Annotated in this window: 18 protein-coding genes; 13 read left to right on the forward strand and 5 right to left on the reverse strand. The window is 62.5% G+C overall.

Going from position 1 to position 20,614, the window contains the following annotated elements:
• Positions 1-12: 12 nt before the first annotated feature.
• The 3 genes from A5788_RS02445 to A5788_RS02455 are packed head-to-tail and all read right to left on the reverse strand — an operon-like array spanning position 13 to position 2,758.
• Positions 13-666 (reverse strand): acyltransferase, encoded by a 654-nt coding sequence (locus A5788_RS02445; protein WP_049700845.1) that lies wholly within the window; start codon positions 664-666, stop codon positions 13-15.
• Positions 663-1,649, reverse strand: a complete 987-nt coding sequence (locus A5788_RS02450; RefSeq protein ID WP_064865258.1) for a GDP-mannose 4,6-dehydratase — start codon at positions 1,647-1,649, stop codon at positions 663-665. Before A5788_RS02450 ends, A5788_RS02445 begins: the two co-directional genes overlap by 4 nt.
• A complete protein-coding gene (locus A5788_RS02455) occupies positions 1,646-2,758 on the reverse strand; it encodes a glycosyltransferase (protein ID WP_064865255.1) in 1,113 nt (370 codons plus the stop codon). The genes A5788_RS02450 and A5788_RS02455 overlap by 4 nt, the downstream gene beginning before the upstream one ends.
• Before the next feature lie 755 nt (positions 2,759-3,513).
• Here A5788_RS02455 and A5788_RS02460 point away from each other — a divergent pair.
• On the forward strand, positions 3,514-4,506 hold the full coding sequence (locus A5788_RS02460; RefSeq protein WP_064865251.1) for a GDP-mannose 4,6-dehydratase: 993 nt from the start codon (positions 3,514-3,516) through the stop codon (positions 4,504-4,506).
• Positions 4,507-5,012: 506 nt separating this feature from the next.
• Positions 5,013-6,788 (forward strand): endo-1,4-beta-xylanase, encoded by a 1,776-nt coding sequence (locus A5788_RS02465; protein WP_064870658.1) that lies wholly within the window; start codon positions 5,013-5,015, stop codon positions 6,786-6,788.
• 25 nt (positions 6,789-6,813) lie between these two features.
• Here the strand turns inward: A5788_RS02465 and A5788_RS02470 are convergent, their stop codons facing one another.
• Positions 6,814-7,884 carry an LLM class F420-dependent oxidoreductase gene (locus tag A5788_RS02470; RefSeq protein ID WP_049700874.1) on the reverse strand — a complete coding sequence of 357 codons (1,071 nt, stop codon included), beginning with the start codon at positions 7,882-7,884 and terminating at the stop codon, positions 6,814-6,816.
• Between the two features lie 530 nt (positions 7,885-8,414).
• Here A5788_RS02470 and A5788_RS02475 point away from each other — a divergent pair.
• The 11 genes from A5788_RS02475 (at position 8,415) to A5788_RS02525 (ending at position 19,314) form a co-directional block, all read left to right on the forward strand.
• Positions 8,415-9,647, forward strand: a complete 1,233-nt coding sequence (locus A5788_RS02475) for an inorganic phosphate transporter (protein WP_231894263.1) — start codon at positions 8,415-8,417, stop codon at positions 9,645-9,647.
• Positions 9,648-9,692: 45 nt separating this feature from the next.
• Positions 9,693-9,980: a hypothetical protein gene (locus A5788_RS02480; protein WP_049700840.1), complete on the forward strand. Its 288-nt coding sequence runs from the start codon at positions 9,693-9,695 to the stop codon at positions 9,978-9,980.
• A gap of 43 nt (positions 9,981-10,023) precedes the next feature.
• Positions 10,024-10,350, forward strand: a complete 327-nt coding sequence (locus A5788_RS02485) for a DUF3349 domain-containing protein (RefSeq protein ID WP_064867113.1) — start codon at positions 10,024-10,026, stop codon at positions 10,348-10,350.
• Between the two features lie 140 nt (positions 10,351-10,490).
• Complete coding sequence (locus A5788_RS02490) at positions 10,491-10,835, forward strand: DUF3349 domain-containing protein (RefSeq protein ID WP_064867111.1); 345 nt, start codon at positions 10,491-10,493, stop codon at positions 10,833-10,835.
• A 10-nt stretch (positions 10,836-10,845) separates the two neighbouring features.
• Positions 10,846-12,138, forward strand: a complete 1,293-nt coding sequence (gene menE, locus A5788_RS02495) for an o-succinylbenzoate--CoA ligase (RefSeq protein ID WP_269449576.1) — start codon at positions 10,846-10,848, stop codon at positions 12,136-12,138.
• 434 nt (positions 12,139-12,572) lie between these two features.
• Positions 12,573-13,892 carry a hypothetical protein gene (locus A5788_RS02500; RefSeq protein ID WP_156525429.1) on the forward strand — a complete coding sequence of 440 codons (1,320 nt, stop codon included), beginning with the start codon at positions 12,573-12,575 and terminating at the stop codon, positions 13,890-13,892.
• Positions 13,893-13,897: 5 nt separating this feature from the next.
• Entirely contained in the window at positions 13,898-14,755 is an 858-nt protein-coding gene (locus A5788_RS02505) for a glycosyltransferase (RefSeq protein ID WP_082938046.1), read from the forward strand.
• On the forward strand, positions 14,752-16,104 hold the full coding sequence (locus tag A5788_RS02510; RefSeq protein ID WP_064867107.1) for an O-antigen polymerase: 1,353 nt from the start codon (positions 14,752-14,754) through the stop codon (positions 16,102-16,104). The genes A5788_RS02505 and A5788_RS02510 overlap by 4 nt, the downstream gene beginning before the upstream one ends.
• 50 nt (positions 16,105-16,154) lie before the next feature.
• Positions 16,155-17,198, forward strand: a complete 1,044-nt coding sequence (locus tag A5788_RS02515; protein WP_156525431.1) for a right-handed parallel beta-helix repeat-containing protein — start codon at positions 16,155-16,157, stop codon at positions 17,196-17,198.
• Complete coding sequence (locus A5788_RS02520; RefSeq protein ID WP_064867103.1) at positions 17,195-18,259, forward strand: glycosyltransferase; 1,065 nt, start codon at positions 17,195-17,197, stop codon at positions 18,257-18,259. Before A5788_RS02515 ends, A5788_RS02520 begins: the two co-directional genes overlap by 4 nt.
• The gene (locus tag A5788_RS02525; protein WP_064870170.1) at positions 18,256-19,314 is read left to right on the forward strand and encodes a glycosyltransferase family 4 protein; all 1,059 of its coding nucleotides are present in this window, start codon (positions 18,256-18,258) and stop codon (positions 19,312-19,314) included. The genes A5788_RS02520 and A5788_RS02525 overlap by 4 nt, the downstream gene beginning before the upstream one ends.
• A gap of 35 nt (positions 19,315-19,349) precedes the next feature.
• Here the strand turns inward: A5788_RS02525 and A5788_RS02530 are convergent, their stop codons facing one another.
• The gene (locus A5788_RS02530) at positions 19,350-20,567 is read right to left on the reverse strand and encodes a lipopolysaccharide biosynthesis protein (RefSeq protein WP_231894261.1); all 1,218 of its coding nucleotides are present in this window, start codon (positions 20,565-20,567) and stop codon (positions 19,350-19,352) included.
• Positions 20,568-20,614 lie beyond the last annotated feature (47 nt).

Here is a 20,614-nt window from a genome sequence, read left to right on the forward strand (position 1 = left end):
CCGGTCCGACCGTCAGTACAGCAGCGGCCGATAAAACGGCCGGTACTGCAACGCATCGGGATCGCGCATAGAGCGAACCTTCGCAGGCACACCGGCAACCATCTCGAGGTCGTTCACCGACTTCGTCACCAGCGCGCAGGCACCAACCACCGCGCCTCGGCCGATGTCGACGTTCGCGAGCACGGTCGACCGACTTGCCAGCCACACGTAGTCGCCGATCCGCACCGGATTGAGAATCGGCGCAAAGGTGGGGCTGTTGGGATCGTGGTGCCCGGCGATGATCTGCGTGTCCGACGCGATGACCACGTTGTCGCCGATCAGAATGCCCGATCGAGCGTCGAACAGGCATCGGAATCCGATGGAGCAGTAGTCGCCGATCCGCACCTGGTCGATGTCGAAGAAGAGGCAGCCACGAAGAATCGACGTCCCCTTCCCGATCTTCGCACCGAAGGCTCGCAGAAAGCCCTGCCGCACAGTGTGCGACGGGATGTGCGTGATCAACGAGTTGTAGAGCAGGATGCCGATCCTGTTGCGCGCCTTGCCCAACTTGCTGATGTCGTTGAAGTCGTAGCGCGGCGTGAAGTCGTCTCGCTGCGGCAGCGTGATCGTCGGCTCGCTCTGCTCAGAACCCGTTGATTCGTCCTGCCGGGCGCTTTCCACCGTCATGCCATCTCTTTCTGCGCGTAGTGATTGACCATGGACTCAACGATTTGTTCGAAGGTCCGCGTCGGTGCCCAATTCAACTCGGTACGCAACCGCGTCGAGTCGCCGACGAGCACGGCGGCGTCGTTGGGTCGCCCGAGGTTGTCTGCCACCTCGACTCGCTCTGCCCAATCCTCGATACCGACGGAAGCGAAGGCGGCGGCAACGAAGTCGGCGACCGAATGCAGCGTTCCGGTAGCGACCACGTAGTCCTCGCCGCGTCCGGTCAGTGCAACCCGACGCATCGCGTCCACGTAGTCGGGCGCCCACCCCCAGTCACGCTGAGCGCTCAGGTTGCCCAGTGAGAGCGTCTCGGGGCTTCCGGCCCCGATCCGTGCAACTGTTTCCGCGATCCGGCCGGTCACAAAGGTGTTGGGGCGCTTGGGCGATTCGTGGTTGAACAAGATCACATTCGACGCGGCGAGCCCCTTGGCTCGATAGGCAACACAGAGTGTGTGACCGAGCGCCTTGGATGCGCCGTACGGTGTGATCGGTGCGATCGGGGCCGTCTCGTCGATCGGAACGCGGCCAGATCCCGCGAACACCTCTGCGCTCGAAGCGTTTACGAAAGTGACGGGTTTACCCGACACCTCCTGAAACCGAAGTGCCTCAGCGACCGCAACAGCCGTGCCCATGGAGTTGGTGCGAGTCGTGCCAACCGGGTCTTCCCACGACCGCGCAACCGAAGACACGCCGGCCAGGTGAAAGACGTGATCGGGCCGCACGGCGTCGAACAGCATTCGCATTCTGTCGCCATCGACCACATCGGCGACGTGGACGCCCACCCTGTTCGCGATCAGTTGTTCAACGGTCTCGTCCCCGATGTTCGGCTCGCGGTGAACCGTACCGTGCACTTCGAATCCCTCGGCCTTGAGCAACTGGCTCAGATACCAGCCGTCCTGGCCCTCGACACCCGTGATGAGCGCTATCGGCGCTGACGTACTCATGCGTACTGCACCAGCTTGTCGACGTGGTGCCGCATCTCCGAACTGAACATCTCTTCACTGAACTGGGACGTGTGGTTCGCGATCACGCGTGGATCCCATTCGATCTCTTCCAACGCGGTCACCGCCTGAGCAATCGAGCGCGGATCGGGATTGTCGAAGTAGACGCCGGTCACACCTTCGACGACGGTGTCCAAGAAGCCGCCCCAACGCAGCACAGCGCAGGGCTTTCCGTAAATCGCGCCCTCGAGAGGCGTGAGTCCATAGTCTTCGAGACTCGCCGCAACCACTGCTCGGCAGTGTCGATACAGCCACGACATCTGCGCGTCCGAAAGGTCCTGGAGAAAGGTCACATTCGGAAGATTTTTTGCCACAAGCGCGTCGCGTTCAGGCCCACGACCGACTACGACGAGCTTGCGTCCACTGCCGGCGAAAGCATCGAGCACCTTGTCCACGTTCTTGTAGGCCAACAATCGAGACACGCACAGGTAGTACGAGTCCTCTTCTCGCACAAGCGGCTCGATCTCACGGACCGTTTCCATCGCGGAATCCGGCAGTGCGGTGAGTGTGACCGGCGCTGGCAGTACGGCCGCGTCGAGTCCGTACACGTCGTTGATTCTGCCGGCGACGGCGCGTGAGATGGCGAGGTACTGATCACACTGCGCTGCTGCTCTACGGTCCCAGCGACGTAGTGACGACGCCATGAGTGCCAGCGTGACACGCTTTGCCAGTCCGGCCCCGTCACCGAGATACGCATCGGTCTGGTAGAGCCATCGGGCAGGCGAATAGCAGTACACGATCTTGCGCCCGGTCGTCTGAAATCCGTGTGCCCAGCCGCTGGAACTCGCGATCACGACATCTGCGTCGATCTTTACCGACCGTGCCGCAGGCGGCAACGCGAGGAGTGCCGCTCGATGGTTTCGACGCAACGGGCCAACGTGGTTGAGGAAGCTCGGCCGGATATCCATGGAGGAAAACTCCGGATACGTACCATCCGCGTCGAAGAGGGTGGTGTAGATGGGCGCGTCAGGGAACGCTTTTGCCAGAGCCAAGACAACCTTCTCGGCGCCACCCCTTTGCGTGAGGTAGTCGTGGGCTATTGCGAGGCGCATGATTTCTTAGAAACCGCCATTCGTGGACGTTGACTTCAAGAGCGGAATACACAGTGTTCAGAACGGTTTCATCGTTGAAACCGCCGACCATCTCCCGATACACACCGCGCAAGCGTAACCCAGTCGTGGAAACTATTCGCTCCAGCAAGCGGCTCCGCCATAAAAGCCCGGCGCCCAAAATGCTTGACACGCGCAGCCGAACGAATCGGACATTATGGCCATCTACACGTGTCTATCACACCATTCGGCACGAGAATGGAGTTCGTTACCGCCATGTGCGCACCGTCACTATTTAGCACTGACATCGGCAAACGAAGTCCGCACGCGACGCGTCGAACCAGCTCACCGCATGTTTCCATCGGGTGAACGGGAGGAAACTTCTTGGGTGCGACGCGCCGAGCGTTGCGCGCCCGATCGACGTCGCGAGCTACAAGCCAAACACAAAGCCCAGGCGCCGATACCGCAAGTTTTCTGTGAGGTTGAGTGCACGAATTCGCCACCCCAGGCCCACCTGAGCATACGAAACGTGCCTTAGGCATTAAGTCCATATCGTCGCGATAGTCGCGAATGTTTCAGGTTTCCTGATACGGTTTTGCCATCTCCTGTGACTACTGCCACTGCGCTTGCCGAGGTGGCGAAAATCGGTTGTAATTCAAGCGCGCACACTATGCAGACTCTCCTGTTGCTCCTGCCTAGTCCAAACCTTCAGACGCCGGATCGCTACGGCTGCTGGCAAGCATTGAGGTGAACACACGTTGAAAACCGCACTGATCACGGGCGTGACCGGCCAGGACGGGCTCTATCTCTCTGAGTTGCTGCACGAGAAGGGCTACGAGGTCTACGGACTGATCCGTGGGCAGAACAACCCCAAGCTGCCGGCACTGCGACGCAGCCACCCATACGTGAAGATCCTCAGCGGCAACCTTCTCGACCTGGCCAGCCTCATCAGGGCACTGGCAAAGGCTCAGCCCGACGAGGTGTACAACCTTGGCGCGGTGTCGTTTGTCGCGTACTCCTGGGACAACGCCGAATTGACCAGTGCGGTAACGGGTCTCGGTGTTCTCAATATGCTCGAGGCCGTGCGCTTCTACTCCGACGACTCCGGCAAGGACGTGCGCTTCTACCAAGCGTCGAGCTCGGAGATGTTCGGCAAGGTGCAGGACGTACCCCAGCGTGAGTCGACGCTGCTCTGGCCGCGCTCGCCCTATGGCGTCGCCAAAGTCTACGGGCACTACATGACGATCAACTATCGCGAGTCGTACGGCATGCACGCGAGCTCGGGCATTCTGTTCAACCACGAATCACCGCGACGCGGGCCCGAGTTTGTGACCAGGAAGGTCTCACAGGCTGTGGCTCGCATCAGCCTGGGCCTTCAGGACAAGCTCGTGCTGGGCAACTTGGACGCGAAGCGCGACTGGGGCTTCGCCGGAGACTACGTCGACGCCATGTGGCGGATGCTCCAGCAGGACGAGGCCGACGACTACGTCATCTCGACCGGAGAGACACACACGATCCGCGAGTTGCTCGACGTCGCTTTCGAGACCGTCGGCATCACCGACTGGGAGCGCTACGTCGAGACCGACCCCCAGTTCTTCCGCCCCGCGGAGGTCGATCTCCTCATCGGCGACTCCACCAAGGCACACGAGAAGCTCGGCTGGAAACCTCGCGTCGACTTCAAGTCACTGGTCCGGATGATGGTGGAGTCCGACGTCGCCATCGAGGCGCCCAGCCCCGCCGTCGCCATCTGACACGTCGCCGGCTGACACTTCGGTCGCCATCCTGGTCCGTCCAGTGCAGAAACCCGGGGAAGAAGTTCTTCCCCGGGTTTTGTGGGTTTCCGTGGGTAGTTTCGCGGAGAAACGTCGACAACTCGGGGAAAGAACCCTTCCCCTACTTTCTGCACGGGTCCGAGCCCGCCCCAACCCAACCCGACGACGCGGCGGAAGCGTCGACGAACAGGCAGTCACGGCCAAGCGTCGGCCGCCGTGAGCGCCGTAGCCGCGAACCTCGACCTTGCCGACCCCGATCTCGCATCGCACAGAGCGGCCCGTCGAGCCGAACAAGGTGTCGACCTTCCGATTTCGGGACCGGTCCACGAGCCGTAAGCGTATAGTGCGCAGCCAACCTGAAACCCCTCTGTGAATCCGCCGGTAGAATCCTCATAGCATTTCTTAGTTACCCCCCATTAACTCGACCGAATCGGTTTTCGTATCTACTCTGTAGCCTAGGGGGGCAACTGACAGGAATCTGCCCGATGCCCGCATCACGTCTCCGCACCAGGTCTTTAACACTCTGTGCCGCAGCACTTCTCGGCACAGGTTTGGTCGCCACAGAGTTTCCCACCATCGCTCCGGCGGCTAAATCTTCCGTTTCCCAGATTCGCACCGTCACATTGCCTTACACTATGGCAGCAGTTATCGATGAATCGTCAACTACCATAGGCATAGCCGACTCGTCGCTGTACTCGATGAGCAGCGCCGACCTGAACGCAACCCTTGACAAAATCCAATCGCTGGGTGTGACAAGCGTGCGAGTACTCGTCCCGTGGGCCAGCGTCGAAAATCGTCAGGGCGTGTACGACTGGACCCAGCTCGATCAACTTGTCAACGCCGCACAATCCCGAGGGATCAGCTTGGTGGCGACGGTGGCCGCGACACCGTGGTGGGCAGGCAACATCATCAGCGGTCACACCGATCCGGCGGTGTACGCAGGCTTCACCACTGCCATCGCAACGCGCTACAAGGGCAAGATTTCGGGTTACGAAGTGTGGAACGAACCCAATTCGACGCTCTTCTATAACCCCATCGATCCCGCTGCTTATACGGCAATGCTGAAGGCCGCCTACACCGCCATCAAGGCGGCGGACCCCAACGCCGTCGTGATCGCCGGCGTCGTCGGGGCGGCCGTTACGAGTGGCATCACGCTGAACCCGGTCGACTTCATCTCTCAGATGTATGCGGCGGGCGCGGCGGGATACTTCAACGCCCTCTCGTACCACCCGTATCAATACGACGCGTCGTACTCGACCAATGACCACCCCGACGCGCCATCGCTGCAGATCGCGGCGATCCGCGCGCTCATGGCGCAGTATGGCGACTCCGCGAAGAAGATCTGGATCACCGAATACGGCCAGCCGACGACCGGCGCGTACACCGAAGCACGACAAGCTGAGTTCATCCGGGACTTCATCGAGACCTGGCAGAAGCAGGCCGGCGCCGGACCTATCTATATCTACGAAACGCGCGACACCAACACCGGGAGCAGCAGTACTGAGGAGAACTTCGGGCTCTTCCATACCGACTGGACCGCGAAACCCGCGGCCCAGGTCCTGGCCGAGCTCATCGCGAAGTACGCATCCGGATCCAATTCGGGCACACCGTCGACCGGCGGCGGAAACACAGGTGGTGGAAATACAGGCGGTGGAAACACGGGCGGTGGCAACACCGGCGGCGGAACCACGGACCCCGGGGCAGCGCTCAATGATGCTTTCCAGCAGATGATGGCCGCATTGGCTGCCCAGTTCCAGCAGATGTTGAACGACTTGGCAGCAGCACTGGGCAACGCGTACGGCGCCAATGCCGCCACGACCACAACTGTCACAAAGCTTGCCGCACAGGCAAGTACCGCGTCGGCCCCGGTCACGACGACCGCGACAACAGCGGCGGCGACAACGACCTCGACGGCCACCGCAACATCCACACCGCCAGCGACAACCACGCCGTCGGCAGCAACTCAATCGACGACACAATCCAAGGCGTCGTCGAGCGCAACCGCCACGCCAACGGCTACCGCAACACCTACGGCAACCGCAACGTCTACGGCCACACCCAAGGCAACTGCGACACCGACAGGCACAGCAACGCCCACGGCAACAGCAACGCCGACGGCAACAGCGACCGCAACACCCACGGCAACCGCAACGCCCTCGGCCACACCCAAGGCAACCGCGACGCCAACTGCCACAGCAACGCCCACGGCAACAGCGACCGCTACTAAGAGCTCGTCGAGCACATCAGCGAAAACCAACTGACCGCTGAATGCGGACGAAGGCTGGCTCAGCTCGCGAAGATCTCCGCGAGCTGGGCCATGTCTTCGACCCGCTCCTTGTGCGTCGGCGCCACCGGAGCCGCGAGGATGCACGTGACACCCGCCGCGCGGAACGCCGCGACGCGCTCTGCCACCAGCGAACGCGGACCGATCAGGCTCATCGCCTCGACCAGATCTGCGGGAACCGCCGCGGCGGCCTCGACCTTCTTGCCGTCGAGGTAGAGGTCCTGGATCTCCTTGGCCGCGTCGGCGTAGCCGTAACGCACGGCGAGCTGGTTGTAGAAGTTCTTTCCGCGCGCGCCCATGCCGCCGATGTACAGCGCCGCCTGATGCCGAACCATCTGCGAGGCGTTCTCGATCTGCTCCGCGTCCTCGGTCACTCGCGCGGTCGCCTGCACCACGATGCCCAGCTCGGGCAGCGACGGATCGCGCTTTGCCTTGCCCGCTGCGAGCGGTTCACCGAACGCGACGTCGACATGCTCGGGGTGGAACAGGAAGGGCTGGAACTCCTCGAACATCTCGGCCGCGACTTCAGTGTTCTTGGGGCCGATAGCAGCGAGCAGCATCGGAATACGTTCACGCACAGGGTGATTGATGATCTTCAGTGGCTTGCCAAGCCCGGTTCCGCCGTCCTCTTTGGTGAACGGCAGGGTGTAGTGCTTGCCCCGGTACTCCGTCTTCTCCCGACGCCAGATCAGTCGACAGATGTCGGCGTTCTCGCGAGCGCGCCCCACCGGGTAGTCGTACTTCACGCCGTGGAAACCCTCGATCACCTGCGGGCCGGACGCCCCGATGCCCAGCACGAAGCGACCACCGCTGATGAAGTCGAGGCCCGCAGCGGTCATCGCCAAGTTCGACGGCGTGCGCGAGTACATCGGCAGAATCGCCGACTGCAGCTCCATCTTCTCGGTGCGCGCCGCGATGTACCCCAGCTGGCTCACGGCGTCGAAGCTGTATGCCTCAGGCACCGCGATCCGAGCGACACCGGCCGCCTCGAAGTCGACGAGGTTGTCGATGGTCTCGCGAAAATCGCCGGCGTAGTTGATGGGCATACCGAGCTTGATGGCAGAAGCGGTCATGGTTTCGGATTCTTCCACAGCGCTTCGACGCCGCACTAGGCCCGCCCGAGCGCTCGTTCAACCGTCGCCGCTCCGCTGGTCGAGCGGCCCCCGCTGGTCGAGCTTGTCGAGACCACCCCGGCACTGGGAGTGGTCTCGACTCGGGTGCTCGCTGCGCTCGCGCCCGCTCGACCAGCGGGGTGAGGTTTCGCTGGTCGGCCGCACTCACCGCTGGTCGAGCGCGGCTTCCGCTGGTCGAGCTTGTCGAGACCACCTGCCCCGCGGTCGAGCGTCCCGCCCGCTGGTCGAGCGCCCTGCCCGCTGGTCGAGCTTGTCGAGACCACCCCGCCCGCGGTCGAGCGCCCTCCGCTGGTCGAGACCCCCGACACACAAAAATCGGACATTAGCTGCGCAAATGGTGTCTGCCCACGGTCGGTTCGGTGAACACTAGGTGAACACAGTGTGCGGGTAGGCAAACCCGCAGGTCACAAACTTACGGCAGTCGAACGTAATTTATGCGAAACCTTAAGGCGGGTCGCATGATATTGCCCATGAGCGGAGAGATGCTTGTCCTCGTGTTGCTGGTCATCACAGCACTTGGCTTCGACTTCACTAACGGATTTCACGACACCGGAAACGCCATGGCGACGTCCATCGCCACCGGCGCCCTCAAGCCCAAGGTTGCGGTCACAATCGCGGCCATCCTCAACCTTGTCGGCGCGTTCCTCTCGGTCGAGGTCGCGGCGACAATCACCAAGAACATCCTTCACCTACAAGACAAGTCCGGAAATCTGATCCCCGGCATCGACGTCAACCAAGCGCTGCTGATCATCTTCGCCGGCCTCGTTGGCGGTATCCTCTGGAACCTCTTCACCTGGCTCTTCGGCCTACCGTCGAGCTCGAGCCACGCATTGTTCGGCGGACTCATCGGGTCGGGCATCGCGGCGCTCGGCATGAGCGGAATCGACTGGCACGGCGTGCTGTCGAAGGTCATCATCCCCGCGCTCGCATCGCCGTTCATCGCTTGCGCGGTTGCCGCGGTCGGCACCTGGCTGATCTTCAAGATCACCGCATCGGTCCTCGTCTCCAAGCAGGAGAAGGGCTTCCGCAGCGGCCAGATCGTCACCGCCTCCCTGGTGTCGCTCGCCCACGGCACCGGCGACGCACAGAAGACGATGGGTGTCATCGCACTCGCCCTGATCAGCACCGGTCACCTGAGCGCGTCGTCGGTGACACACGGCCTGCCGATCTGGGTCGTCGTCAGCTGCGCCGGAGCCATCGCACTGGGTACCTACCTCGGTGGCTGGCGCATCATCCGCACGCTGGGCAAGGGCCTTGTCGAAATCAGCTCGCCGCAGGGCATGGCTGCTGAAGCCAGCTCCGCCGCAATCATTCTCACCAGTTCGGCAGCAGGCATGGCGCTGTCGACGACTCAGGTCGCCACCGGCTCGATCCTCGGTTCCGGCGTCGGCAAGAAGGGCGCACAGGTTCGCTGGGCCGTCGCCGGACGCATGGTGATCGCATGGGTAACCACCCTTCCGGCAGCCGGACTCATCGGTGCGATCTGCTACGGCCTCGGCCACCTGCTCGGCGACGTCCTCGGCGCAGTCGTCATCTTCCTCGTCCTCGTCGCGGCGTCGGCCTACATGTACTGGCGCGCACAGCAGAACAAGGTCGATTCCAACAACGTGAACGACGATTGGGACGAAGAGACCAACTCGATCATCCCGCCGGCAGGCCAGGACGGACCTCGTCAGCTCCCCGATCCGACAGCAATGACGTAGGCAACCAGAGACGACGACGGACGACAAAAGGAAAAGCTGAATCTCATGGACATCCTCGAATCGATCTTCAAGGTCTTCGCGATCGGTCTGGTTCTCGGCGCAGGTCTGCCCGCTCTGTTCGCTGTCGGCATGGTGTGCGAGTCGCGCGGCGAAGGCGGACTCAACGCCGACGGCACCACCTCGGCACCCAATCCGGCACTACGTGCACTCGGCTACGTCTTGTTCGCGATCGTCGCGGCCGTGATCGTGATCGGCCTGCTGTGGATTTGCCGCCAGACGCTCAACTACTACTTCGATATCAAGATCTTCCCCTCGTGGGCATATAAGAAGTAGCCCCCGCGCAACGCGACACTTCGATTTCGAACCGAAAGGCATCATGGCCAACACCTCGCTGTTCGAGTCCGCCGTCAATTGGATTCGCAAGGGCTACCCCGAAGGCATCCCAGCCACCGATTTCCCGCCGTTGCTCGCACTGCTGACCAAGGTGCTCGACGAAGATCAGATCATGCGCATCTGCATGGAGCTCGCCGCCGAGCAGGGAATCGGAACTCCGCTCACCGAAGAGCAGATCTCTAACGCAATCGCGAAGGTCTCCGACCAACCGCCAACCGAATACGAGGTCAACCAGGTCGCGTCTCGACTTGCCGCGGTTGGCTGGCCGTTGGCAGCGGAGTCAAAGGATCAGGTTCACGATCTGAACTGACCCAACTGAGATCACGGTGAGCTGAGGCTGCTCAGCCATCACAAGCCACACCGGTCCGCGCCTGCCCCGAGCAGGCGCGGACCGCTTAGAATCGCAGACCAGAACGCGTAAGGCGTCTGCGTGTGCGAGAGGGGGACCGCGTGGCCGATCGGCCGCAATTTCTGAAGAAGATCATCGACTGGTTGCGCGCCGGCTATCCCGACGGCGTACCCACCGATGACTACATCCCCCTCGTCGCTCTCCTACGCCGACAGCTCAGTGAGGAAGAAGTCGACGAGGTCTCGGGCGAGCTCATCCGCGAGTCCGCGCCTCCGCCCGAACCGATCTCCAAGATCGACGCCGGGGTCAAGATCTCCAAGGTCACCCACGAGCTGCCCCACGAGGCCGACATCGATCGCGTCCGCACCTACCTCGAGTCACGCGGCTGGCCGTTCGACGACCACCCCCTCGACCCGCCACCGCCCGACGCCCCCGAGCCGGAGTAGTTTTGCTGCGGTGACCCGCATCCTGCGACCACTCCCCCTGCCCGCCGACGCGACGGTCCTGGACCTCCGCGACGAGCTGCTCGCGCTGGTCGAGCTCCCCTCCCCGCCGGCTTCGCTGGTCGAGCCCCAACCGCTGGTCGAGCTTGTCGAGACCACCCCACCGCCGGTCGAGCCCCAACCGCTGGTCGAGCTCAACCCGCTGGTCGAGCTTGTCGAGACCACCCCCGCCGCCCTGCCAGTGCCAACCGCAGACCCCGCCCACGCGAAGCGCCTCGCGGACGCTCTCGCCGCCGACACCCCCATCGACGACGCCATCTCGCTCGTCATCTCCACCTCGGGCACCACCGGCACCCCCAAGGGCGCGCAACACACGCCCCACACCCTTGCCGCATCTGCGGCAGCGACGCACAATTACCTTGGCGGGCAAGGCAATTGGCTCCTCGCGCTCGCGCCGCACCACATCGCCGGACTCCAAGTCCTGCTCCGCGCACTCGCAGCAGGTTTCACGCCGGGCGTCCTCGACGTCTCGTCCGGTTTCGACCCCGACGCCTTCGCCGACGCCCTCGACGCCCTCGACGGTCCGCGCCGCTACACCTCGCTGGTCCCCACCCAGCTGATCAAAGTCCTCGACTCCCCACGTGCCACCGCAGCGCTCCGAACCGCCGACGCGCTTCTCGTCGGCGGCGCGGCGACTCCCGCACCGCTCCTGCGCCGCGCCCTCGACGCCGGGCTACCCATCGTGCGCACCTACGGCATGAGCGAGACCGGCGGCGGCTGCGTCTACGACGGCATCCCGCTCGACGGCGTCACCATCACCCTCATCAATCCGAACCCCGAAGGCGTTGGGCGCGTTGTACTCTCGGGTCCGATGGTCGCCCACGGATACCGCAACCTCCCCGACCACCCGGCCTTCACACTCACGCCCGGCGCACGGACTTTCATCACCGACGACCTCGGCCGCCTCGACGACGGGGTCCTGAGCATCATCGGCCGCGCCGACGAAGCCATCACCACCGGCGGACTCACGGTGGTACCTCAGGTGGTCGAGGCCGTGATCCTCGACGACGACTCCGTACGCGAGTGCGCAGTCGTCGGACTACCCGACGACCGTCTCGGCGAGAAGGTCGTCGCCTTCGTCATCCCCTCTGACACAAGCAGATTCGACGCTGAGCGCATCCGCGGCGCCGTCGTCGAACGACTCGACCGCTACGCCGCTCCCCGCGACATCATCGAAGTCGACGAACTTCCGCTGCGCGGTCCGGGCAAGATCGACCGACGCGCATTGCGCGCTCGCTTTAGTTGACCTGGGTTCAGGCGTGACATCCCAGCCCGCGACTCGTCGCCTTCGCCTTTACCCTTTCCCGGTGAAGTCCTTGACGCCCTCCGTTGTGCCAAGCCTGGACACAACAAGCCTCACACGCGGAGACTGAGGTCCTTAACCCCCACTTTCAAAAACGACGAATCCGACGGAATCCTGGGGAATCGATGTGAGTTTCGTCGCCTGGGGGGATTATTCTCGGTGTAGTTGGCGATCTCGGATAAGGTAGCATCGAGTAAATAGGGGGAGTTAGTTTGATGCACGTATTAAATCGTGCCCAGTTGACGCGTGGGGTCGTCGCACTGTGGCCGATAACTCTGGTGTGCGCCGTGCTAGGTGCGCTGGTGGGAGCGTTGTCGCAGACGGGGGACACCACGCAGTCGGCGGAGGCAATGGTTCGACTAGAACAGCCTGCGAGCGTGTCAGCTGTGATCAGCGGACAGCCGACTTCCACCGACGATCTGCAGAGCTATGTCAGTGGCGAGATCGCGTATCTTTCGGGTTCGGGATTCCGCGACAGCGTGAAAGCGAAGCTGGGAACAGCGACCAATCCGACGATCAGCGCGGTGCAGAACAGTAATTCTGCCGTGGTGACCATCTCGTCGTCGTCGCCGACTGAAAGCGAAGCCCAACGCACCGTCGACACCGCGATCTCGACCTACCTGGATCACACGTCACAGCAGCTGCGAGATCGCAATACTGCGGCACTGAACTCGATCAATGCGCTGATCACCCAACAGCAAGACGCCGGTCGTACCGCAGGCATCCCAGAATTGCGGACCCAAGCCTCAGCGCTGCAACTGCAGATGGCAGCAGGCGCTCCCGCTTCCGTCGTTCAGCCTGCGACCGAAACCGAAGGAAAAGCGTCGAACTGGTCGGTCATGGCCATCATCGGCGGTGTAGTCGGCGCCATCCTCGGGCTGGGCAGCGCACTGATCTGGCGCAACCGAAAGCGCTTCATCACGTCGGCGTCTGACGTCAGCGATAACGCCAAGACGATGACTCCCGTGATCGTGCCGCAGCGATCTGGAAGTGTTCCCTCGGACGCTGAGAAAGAGGCGGCCAGAAGCCTCTTCGCACAATTGGGCTCACCCGACAGCGGCACAATTGCCGTGGTTGGGCTATCAACCGGGTCAGGAGCACGTCGCGTTGGCGAACTGCTCGCGGGCGCATCTGCGCATCACGACGCCGTGCAGGTACTCGAGTGTCTACCGCTCGGCACCGACCCCGACCTCGCCGATCACCTCAGCCATGCCGACTACGTCGTAGTCGTCGCCCAGCAGTATCTCGACCGCCTCCCGACGCTGGCATCCACTTTGAGTTTGTTGCCCGACCCCTCGCGAGGATTCATCGCCATCACGCGCCACCGATGGTGGCCGCGAAAGTCCGATACGCGGACCGACGAGACCACCGCGCGTCCGCCGGCGGTCGTCGACGGCGAGCAGTTCCAGACTGCGACCGATGCCACGACGAGCGGCGTCGTATCCGCACCATCCGCGTCGGCAGACTCTGCGGTGTCACAGGACCACGTCACTTCTGACCAGAGCGACATCGATCCGCACGAAGAAGGCCCACACGAAGAAAAGGTCTCGCCCCACGCGGACGGCGACAACAACAACGACGACGACGCAGATCCCCGCGACACGTCCAACGGGGACGGAGAAGGCTCCAACGGGGCCGGTGTGCGCACGTTGCGTGACCGTGTCCGCACTGAAGTCGCAGCTGCAGATTCGATCTGATCGCAATGACTTCGCCAAGAATTTCACTCGTGTGCAGCACGATTGGTCGACCGCGTGAATTCGGTCGATTACTCGACTCCGTCGCCAACTCGACGATTGCCGAAGACGTAGAGTTCATCGTCGTCGATCAAAGCGATGCGCAGGAATGCGCAGCCATGCTGACATCTGCGGGGCTCCCGGGCCCTGTCCATGCCGCGCGAAGCCCACGCGGAGTTTCCACCGGACGCAACGCAGGTACCCAAGTTGTCACCGCGCCCGTGGTCGCGTACCCGGACGACAACTGTTGGTACAAGCCGGACACGTTGGAAGCCGTGGCTCGGATTCTCGACGAGCAGCCCGAACTCGCAGGGGTCAGTGGCATGCAGGTCACCGAAGATGGTCAGCCGTCGATGCAGCGGTGGCTTCGACGACCGACGACTGTCACACGGCTGAATTTTCCACGCACCAGCATTTCGAGCACCCTTTTTTTCCGCACGGAGGCGCTGCCGTCACGCGCTCCCTTCGATGAGAGCATCGGCGTCGGTGCACCCGGTCTCCGCGGCGCAGGTGAAGACTCAGACCTCGTCCTTCGCCTCATCGCCGCCGGGCACTCGCTCTCCTATGAGCCGTCGGTACAGATCCTGCAGGACGATGATCGTCACGCGATCACCGAGGCATTCGTCGACAAGATGTTCAAATACGGCGTCGGCAACGGCCACCTCTGGCGTCGTCATCGGCTGTCGCTTGCCCAGTTCGGATACCACGGCGCGCGCAAAGTGGTGGGCAGCGCGGTTCGCGACGTTCGGGGTGACCGAGTCCACGCGCGAGCCGATCTCGCCTATCTCAGGGGCGAACTCGTCGGCTACTTCGGTAGGGACAGGTGAGTTCGCAGAGTTCGCGGGCAGTCTGGTGGATATCGCCGACAGCCATCGCGCTGGTGGTTGGTTCGCTTTCACTGATACCGACCGTATTCATCAGCGATCAGGAGTTTCGTGCCCTCTGGCGGTCTGCACGGACGCTCGATAACGCAACGGTGGCGATGTTCGGCTCGGGCGTCCTCGTGTTGGCTTTGGCCGCATTGATCGGGATGACACTCGTACGGCGCCGGCCCGTGGCGCGCGGTGAGTGGCCCCCGATGCAGCCGAACACACTTGCTCTGTTGGTTCGAGCGAGTTCGGTGATGTTCGGATTAACAGTGTTCGGGTATCTCGGTTTCGGCTATCTGATCGCCAAATCGGGCATCACGCCTGCAGAACTCCTGAACGCGACAGCAGCAGACGGAACACCCACAAAAGATGCGATCGGAACAATTGCTGGGGTCACGACTCTCACCCAGTTCGGCGTGCCCGCGGTGGTCGTGGCCGCACTCGTACTGACACAGGGAAAGAGCAGACGGCAGATCGGCATCATCACGGCTGTGATGCTTCTCGCGATCGGACGCGCCTACGTTTTCTCCGAGAGACTCGCCGTGCTCGAGCTGGTTGTCCCGCTGGCTGTCATCGGTAGTGCGTATCTCGGGAACCGAAGCCGGCGCGGAAATGTCCTCGCCCAGTGGATTCCGCTCGCCTCACTTCCCGTGCTGCTTCTCGTTTTCGGATTGTTCGAATATTTCCGATCGTGGTCGTTCTATCGCACACGCACCTCGAACAGCTTCGTCCAGTTCGCCGCCGATCGACTCGCCGGGTACTACGCCACCGCGATCAACAACGGTCAGATCATCTACGACAACATGCGGTGGCCAGGGCGGGTGCCCTACGACACACTCGAGGTCGTGTGGACGGCACCTGGTATCCAACACGTGTACAGCACGCTGCCTCCACACCGCAGCGCCTTCCCTCTCGGTCCGTCCGATTACAGGCCCCTCCTCGCACAGCACGGCAATCCAGAGTTCAACAATCCCAGTGGATATACCGGACCATTTACCGATTACGGACATTTCGGAGGCCTCGTTTATTTCGCGATCGCTGGCATAATTGTCGGCGTCACATATCGCGCCTTCTGCAACGGATCTTTGATTGGCATGCTCATGTACCCGGTGATGTTCACAGGATTGCTCGAAATGCCCCGCTACCTCTACTGGGCTCAAGGCCGAGCGGCGCCCGCTTGGGTGGGATTGCTTTTGGTCGCGTATCTCGCGACGAGGGTAAACAAGTCGAGAAAGCCGGGACCATCTGACGCCCCGGATTCGTCAACCTATCTGACCGTTTCTCAGCCAGGAGGGGTGACGAGATGAGGGCTTCGTGGCGGCGTGCCGTCCTACCAGTAGGTTTGGCGGTGCTCTTCATGATTACGGGATGCGGTTCGGCTGCCACTGCGCCACCGAATACTGACCACACCCAGGAACTGCAGAGCAGGTTCGACGCGCTGGCCCCCGGTTCGACACTCCAATTGGACAGCGGAACGTATCGCCATTCCGGAGTGCTCAAGATCCGAGTGCCCAACGTGACGATCAAAGGTAACGGCACAACCCTTGCCGCCACGAATGATCTGACTTCGTCAGTCCAGGTGACTGCCGACGGCGTGTCCATCTCAGGAATCACATTCGCCGGCGCGACCAGTGGCACACGCCAGTCCGGACTCGATCAGCACAAGCTCGTGATAAGTGGCACGAATGACACCGTCCGCGACGTGAACATCCGCGGCTCCGCAGCGGCCGGACTCTTCGTCGACGGTGCAAAGGGATTCACCATCGACCGGGTGAACGTGTCGGACACACTCGCCGACGGCGTCCACATGACCAACGGAGCGAGTGGCGGCTCTGTGAGTAACGTGACGACCTCGGGCACCGGCGATGACGGGGTCGCCGTAGTGAGCTACGGCGACAACGGCCTGTGTTCGGACATCAAGGAATCGAACATCACCGTCAACGGAAACCGCTGGGGTCGAGGAATCACAGTTGTCGGAGGCACCCGCGTCGCGATCACCGGTTTCAACGTGTCCAACACCTCCGGCGCGGGCCTGTATATCGCGAGCGAAGGCAACCCCTACTACACCCAGTCGGTTTCACAGGTGTCTGCATCGAACGGACGGATAACGTCCGCCAATATCGGAACCGTTGTGCACGGTTCGATCCTTGTCTATTCGGGAAATGCCGGCCGCAGTGTGAGCAATGTGCGGGTGTCCGGTGTGACAGTGACGTCGACACCGGCAAAAGCGGGACGCGACGTCGCTGTGCTCGCAGACAGTGGCGGAACCGTCAGCAACATCTCTTTCACTCAGATCACGCTGGTCAATGATTCGGTTCAGCCCTTCGTGACCAATGCACCCCGTTCAGCCACATCCACCTCTGGCTGGACGCGCAACGGCACCCCGATCGAGGTTCCGTGACCGGTAGCACGAGCAACGCGCGACTCTTCCACGTCACCGAGTCGTTCGCGAGCGGGACGGCAGCCGCCATCGGCGACTACGTGCGCAACTATCCCGATATCGAGCACCACCTCCTGTACTCCACACGCGCCGAAGCAACAGTCGACACGGCGTCGTTGACCCAGTTCGCCTCAGCGACAGAGCTTCCGGCGGGCACCCCGAACCGAATCCGGTTCCTCAACCGCACCTTGCGCGAGGGGCGCCCAGCTGCCGTTCATGCTCACTCCAGTAAGGCGGGGGTGTATGTCCGGTTGGCGCTGCGCAACTCACCTCGCTCACCCATCGTCTACACACCACATTGCTACGCGTTCGAGCGACGCGACGTACCCACCGTTGTTCGATCCGGATTCCGGTTCGCCGAATGGCTTCTGTCCTTCAACACCTCCGCAATAGGCGCATGTTCGCCGCGCGAACGCGAATTGTCACAATGGCCGATCTCGCGGCCGCGAGCCGTCATGGTGCCGAATGTGACGCCCGCGCACATCCCACGTCATCAACGAACGTCCGCGGAACGCCTGCGCATCATCGGCAACGGGAGGCTGGGTCCGCAGAAAGACGCGCGCTTCTTCGCGGAAGCGGTGAAAGCCGCTCGCGAGACGGGTGCCGACGTCGAGGCTACGTGGATCGGCGGCGGCGACGAGGAGCACGTCGACCTGCTGCGCGCAGCCGAGGTCGATGTGACGGGATGGCTCAATCGTGAACAGGCGCTGAAGACGCTTGCCTCGGGTGATGTCTATCTCCACACCGCTCGATGGGAGGGATTTCCGATCTCCATCCTCGAGGCAGCGGCGGCCGGGCTTCCGGTGATCGCACGTGCTCAGCCGTATATCCATGGATTCGACATGCCGATGACGATCGAACGCCCGTCGCAACTCGGACCTCTGCTGAAAGCTCTTGGCGATCCCGAAACCTACACCGAGCAGACCGAATTGACGCGACGTGCAATCGCCGACAACACCGACGACGCGCAACGCACAGCACTGCGTCGACTCTACGATCCGCTATTTGAAAACATGACATGAACGAGATTCACATCAACGGCAAGTGGCTCGCGCAATCGTTGACGGGTACTCAGCGGTATGCCAATGAGATGGTCCGTGCGCTCTTGACGCTTGCGCCAGAACGCCGATTCGTCGTCGACGTTCCCGCCGACGCATCGGTTCCGCAGTGGCTGACAGACAGCGGTGCCCGGGTGGATCGCTCTCGCTGGAGCGGCGTCGCTTTCGAACAGCTTCATCTGCCGATCGCCAGTCGCGGCGCGCTTCTGCTCAACTTCGCCGGTCCTGCACCGCTGCTCAAACGTAAGCAGTTGGTGACGATGCACGACGCCACGCCGTTCCGGTTTTCGGCCACCTTCCGGCGGTCCTTTGTGGCCTTCTACGCCGTGATGTACTTCCTGCTGTCACGCACAGCAGCACATCTCGTCACGGTGTCCCGGTTCAGCGCGGGCGAACTCGCCGAGTACCTTCGCGTTCCTGCCGAGCGCTTTACTGTGGCGCACTGTGCCGCCGACGGTTTCGACACAGTCGCAGAGCGGGCGCCTGAGCTGGCGGACACAACGGACGTGAGCAGTTCTTTCGTCGTCGTCGGTACGCTGGCGCAACACAAGAACCTTTCCGACCCGGTCAATGCGCTTGTCTCCGAAGGCTATTCGACCATCGTCGTGGGAGCGTCCGGAAATCCCCAGGTCTTCAGCGATGCTTCTCCACTCGCGACCGGCGCGACAGTCGCCGGTCGTCTTGACGACGCCGAGCTCGCATACCTGTATCGCCACTGCCGCGCATTGGTCTTCCCCTCCCGATACGAGGGCTTCGGTCTCCCCGTTATCGAGGCGCAGACTTCGGGATGTCCCGTGATCTGCAGTGACGCCGCCGCGATCCCCGAGGTCGCGAGTGACGCTGCAATCTACTTCGCTCCCAACGACACCCAGGCCATGCTTGACGGTGTGCGCCGCATCTCAGAAGACAGTGGCTTGCGCGCGAAGCTGATTCGCATGGGGCACGAGAACACGCAGCGATTCTCGTGGCACCTCTCCGCAGAGCGCGTACTAGAGGCCATTTCGCCTTCGTCCCGCTGACATCAGCGCGGCTGACCGGCCAAGCCGGCAACCCGTCAGCGGAACGTCGCCAATGATGCGCGTACGTCGAGGCTCGGTCGTGGCGTGTCGTCGAGAACGCTACGCGCGCTGAGCCATTGGACTACGGCGGTCAACGTCACCGCGCACGCCGAGACGATCGCCAAAGCCATCGGGCCACCCGCGAACGCCGCCGCGATGCCTGCGGGCACGGCCACTACCAGCACGGCGAACGCCGACCACGCGGCACGATCGATGTTGTCACTGATGACCAGCATCGTAATGTTCCCGCCCAACGCTGTTTTCGCGATCCCACCTGCGGCGAGGACCAGGAGCAACGGTCCCGCAGCGGCCATCGAGGGGCCGTAAGCCCACGAGACAACGGTCTCTCCGAGAATCGCCAGAAATGCCACGATCACGAGCGTCACGAGTGAACCGAGTGTGGCCACCGCCGCAAGTATCGACACCACTCGCTCACGATTCCCCAAGACCCACTCCCGCGCGACAGCCGGCGTCACGGCGAGGGATGCGAGACTCTCCAGGATCGTCACCTGCAGGGCCAAAGTGGCTGCGGCCGCATAGATTGCCGCGTCGTGCGGTGCGAACGCGAAGTTAGCGAGCCAAATCGTAGCCGGAAGACACACGAATGCGGAGAGGTCGAGAACGAAGAGTTTGGCGCCATGACGTATCGGATCGCGCAGGGCGCGCAAATGACCACGCGTCGTCAACGACACTTCTGCGCGACCCACGGTCAGCGCAATTGCCAACTGGATCGTGGCCACGGCGGTATATACGCCGAGAACCTCCGTCAGCGATGATTTGTCGAACGCGAAAAGCAGCAAGGCCACCGCGGGAAGCACGATCGTGCTGCGAATATGGTGAGTGGTCAACACGGCCATTCCCACCCGCCCGTGAGCAGCGAAGATATCGCTGAGGGTCAGCCGCATCGACTCGACGACCACCACCGCTACCGTGAGTAGCAGCACCGGCCAGTATTGCGAATCACCGCGTAGTGGCCACGTCGCGATCAGTCCGATGAAGGGTGCCGTGATCAGCGACAGCACCGCGGTTGCCCGCAAGTGGTCGGAGGCGATTTGTTTGGCCTCATCTGCTGTCTTTGCCGCCGGTAGTAGCCGTATAACGTTTGGCCCCAACCCCAATCGACCGACCATGGGGCCGATCGACAAAGCTGCGAGGATCGCGAAGAAGACGGCGGCCTGCCTTGCATCGAGCGCTCGATACGCAACGATGGTCATCAAGAAGGTGCATAACAAACCTGCGCCGGCGGCTACGAACCGGAGGC

It is taken from the genome of Gordonia sp. 852002-50816_SCH5313054-c (genome assembly GCF_001665925.1).
Lineage (GTDB): Bacteria > Actinomycetota > Actinomycetes > Mycobacteriales > Mycobacteriaceae > Gordonia > Gordonia jacobaea.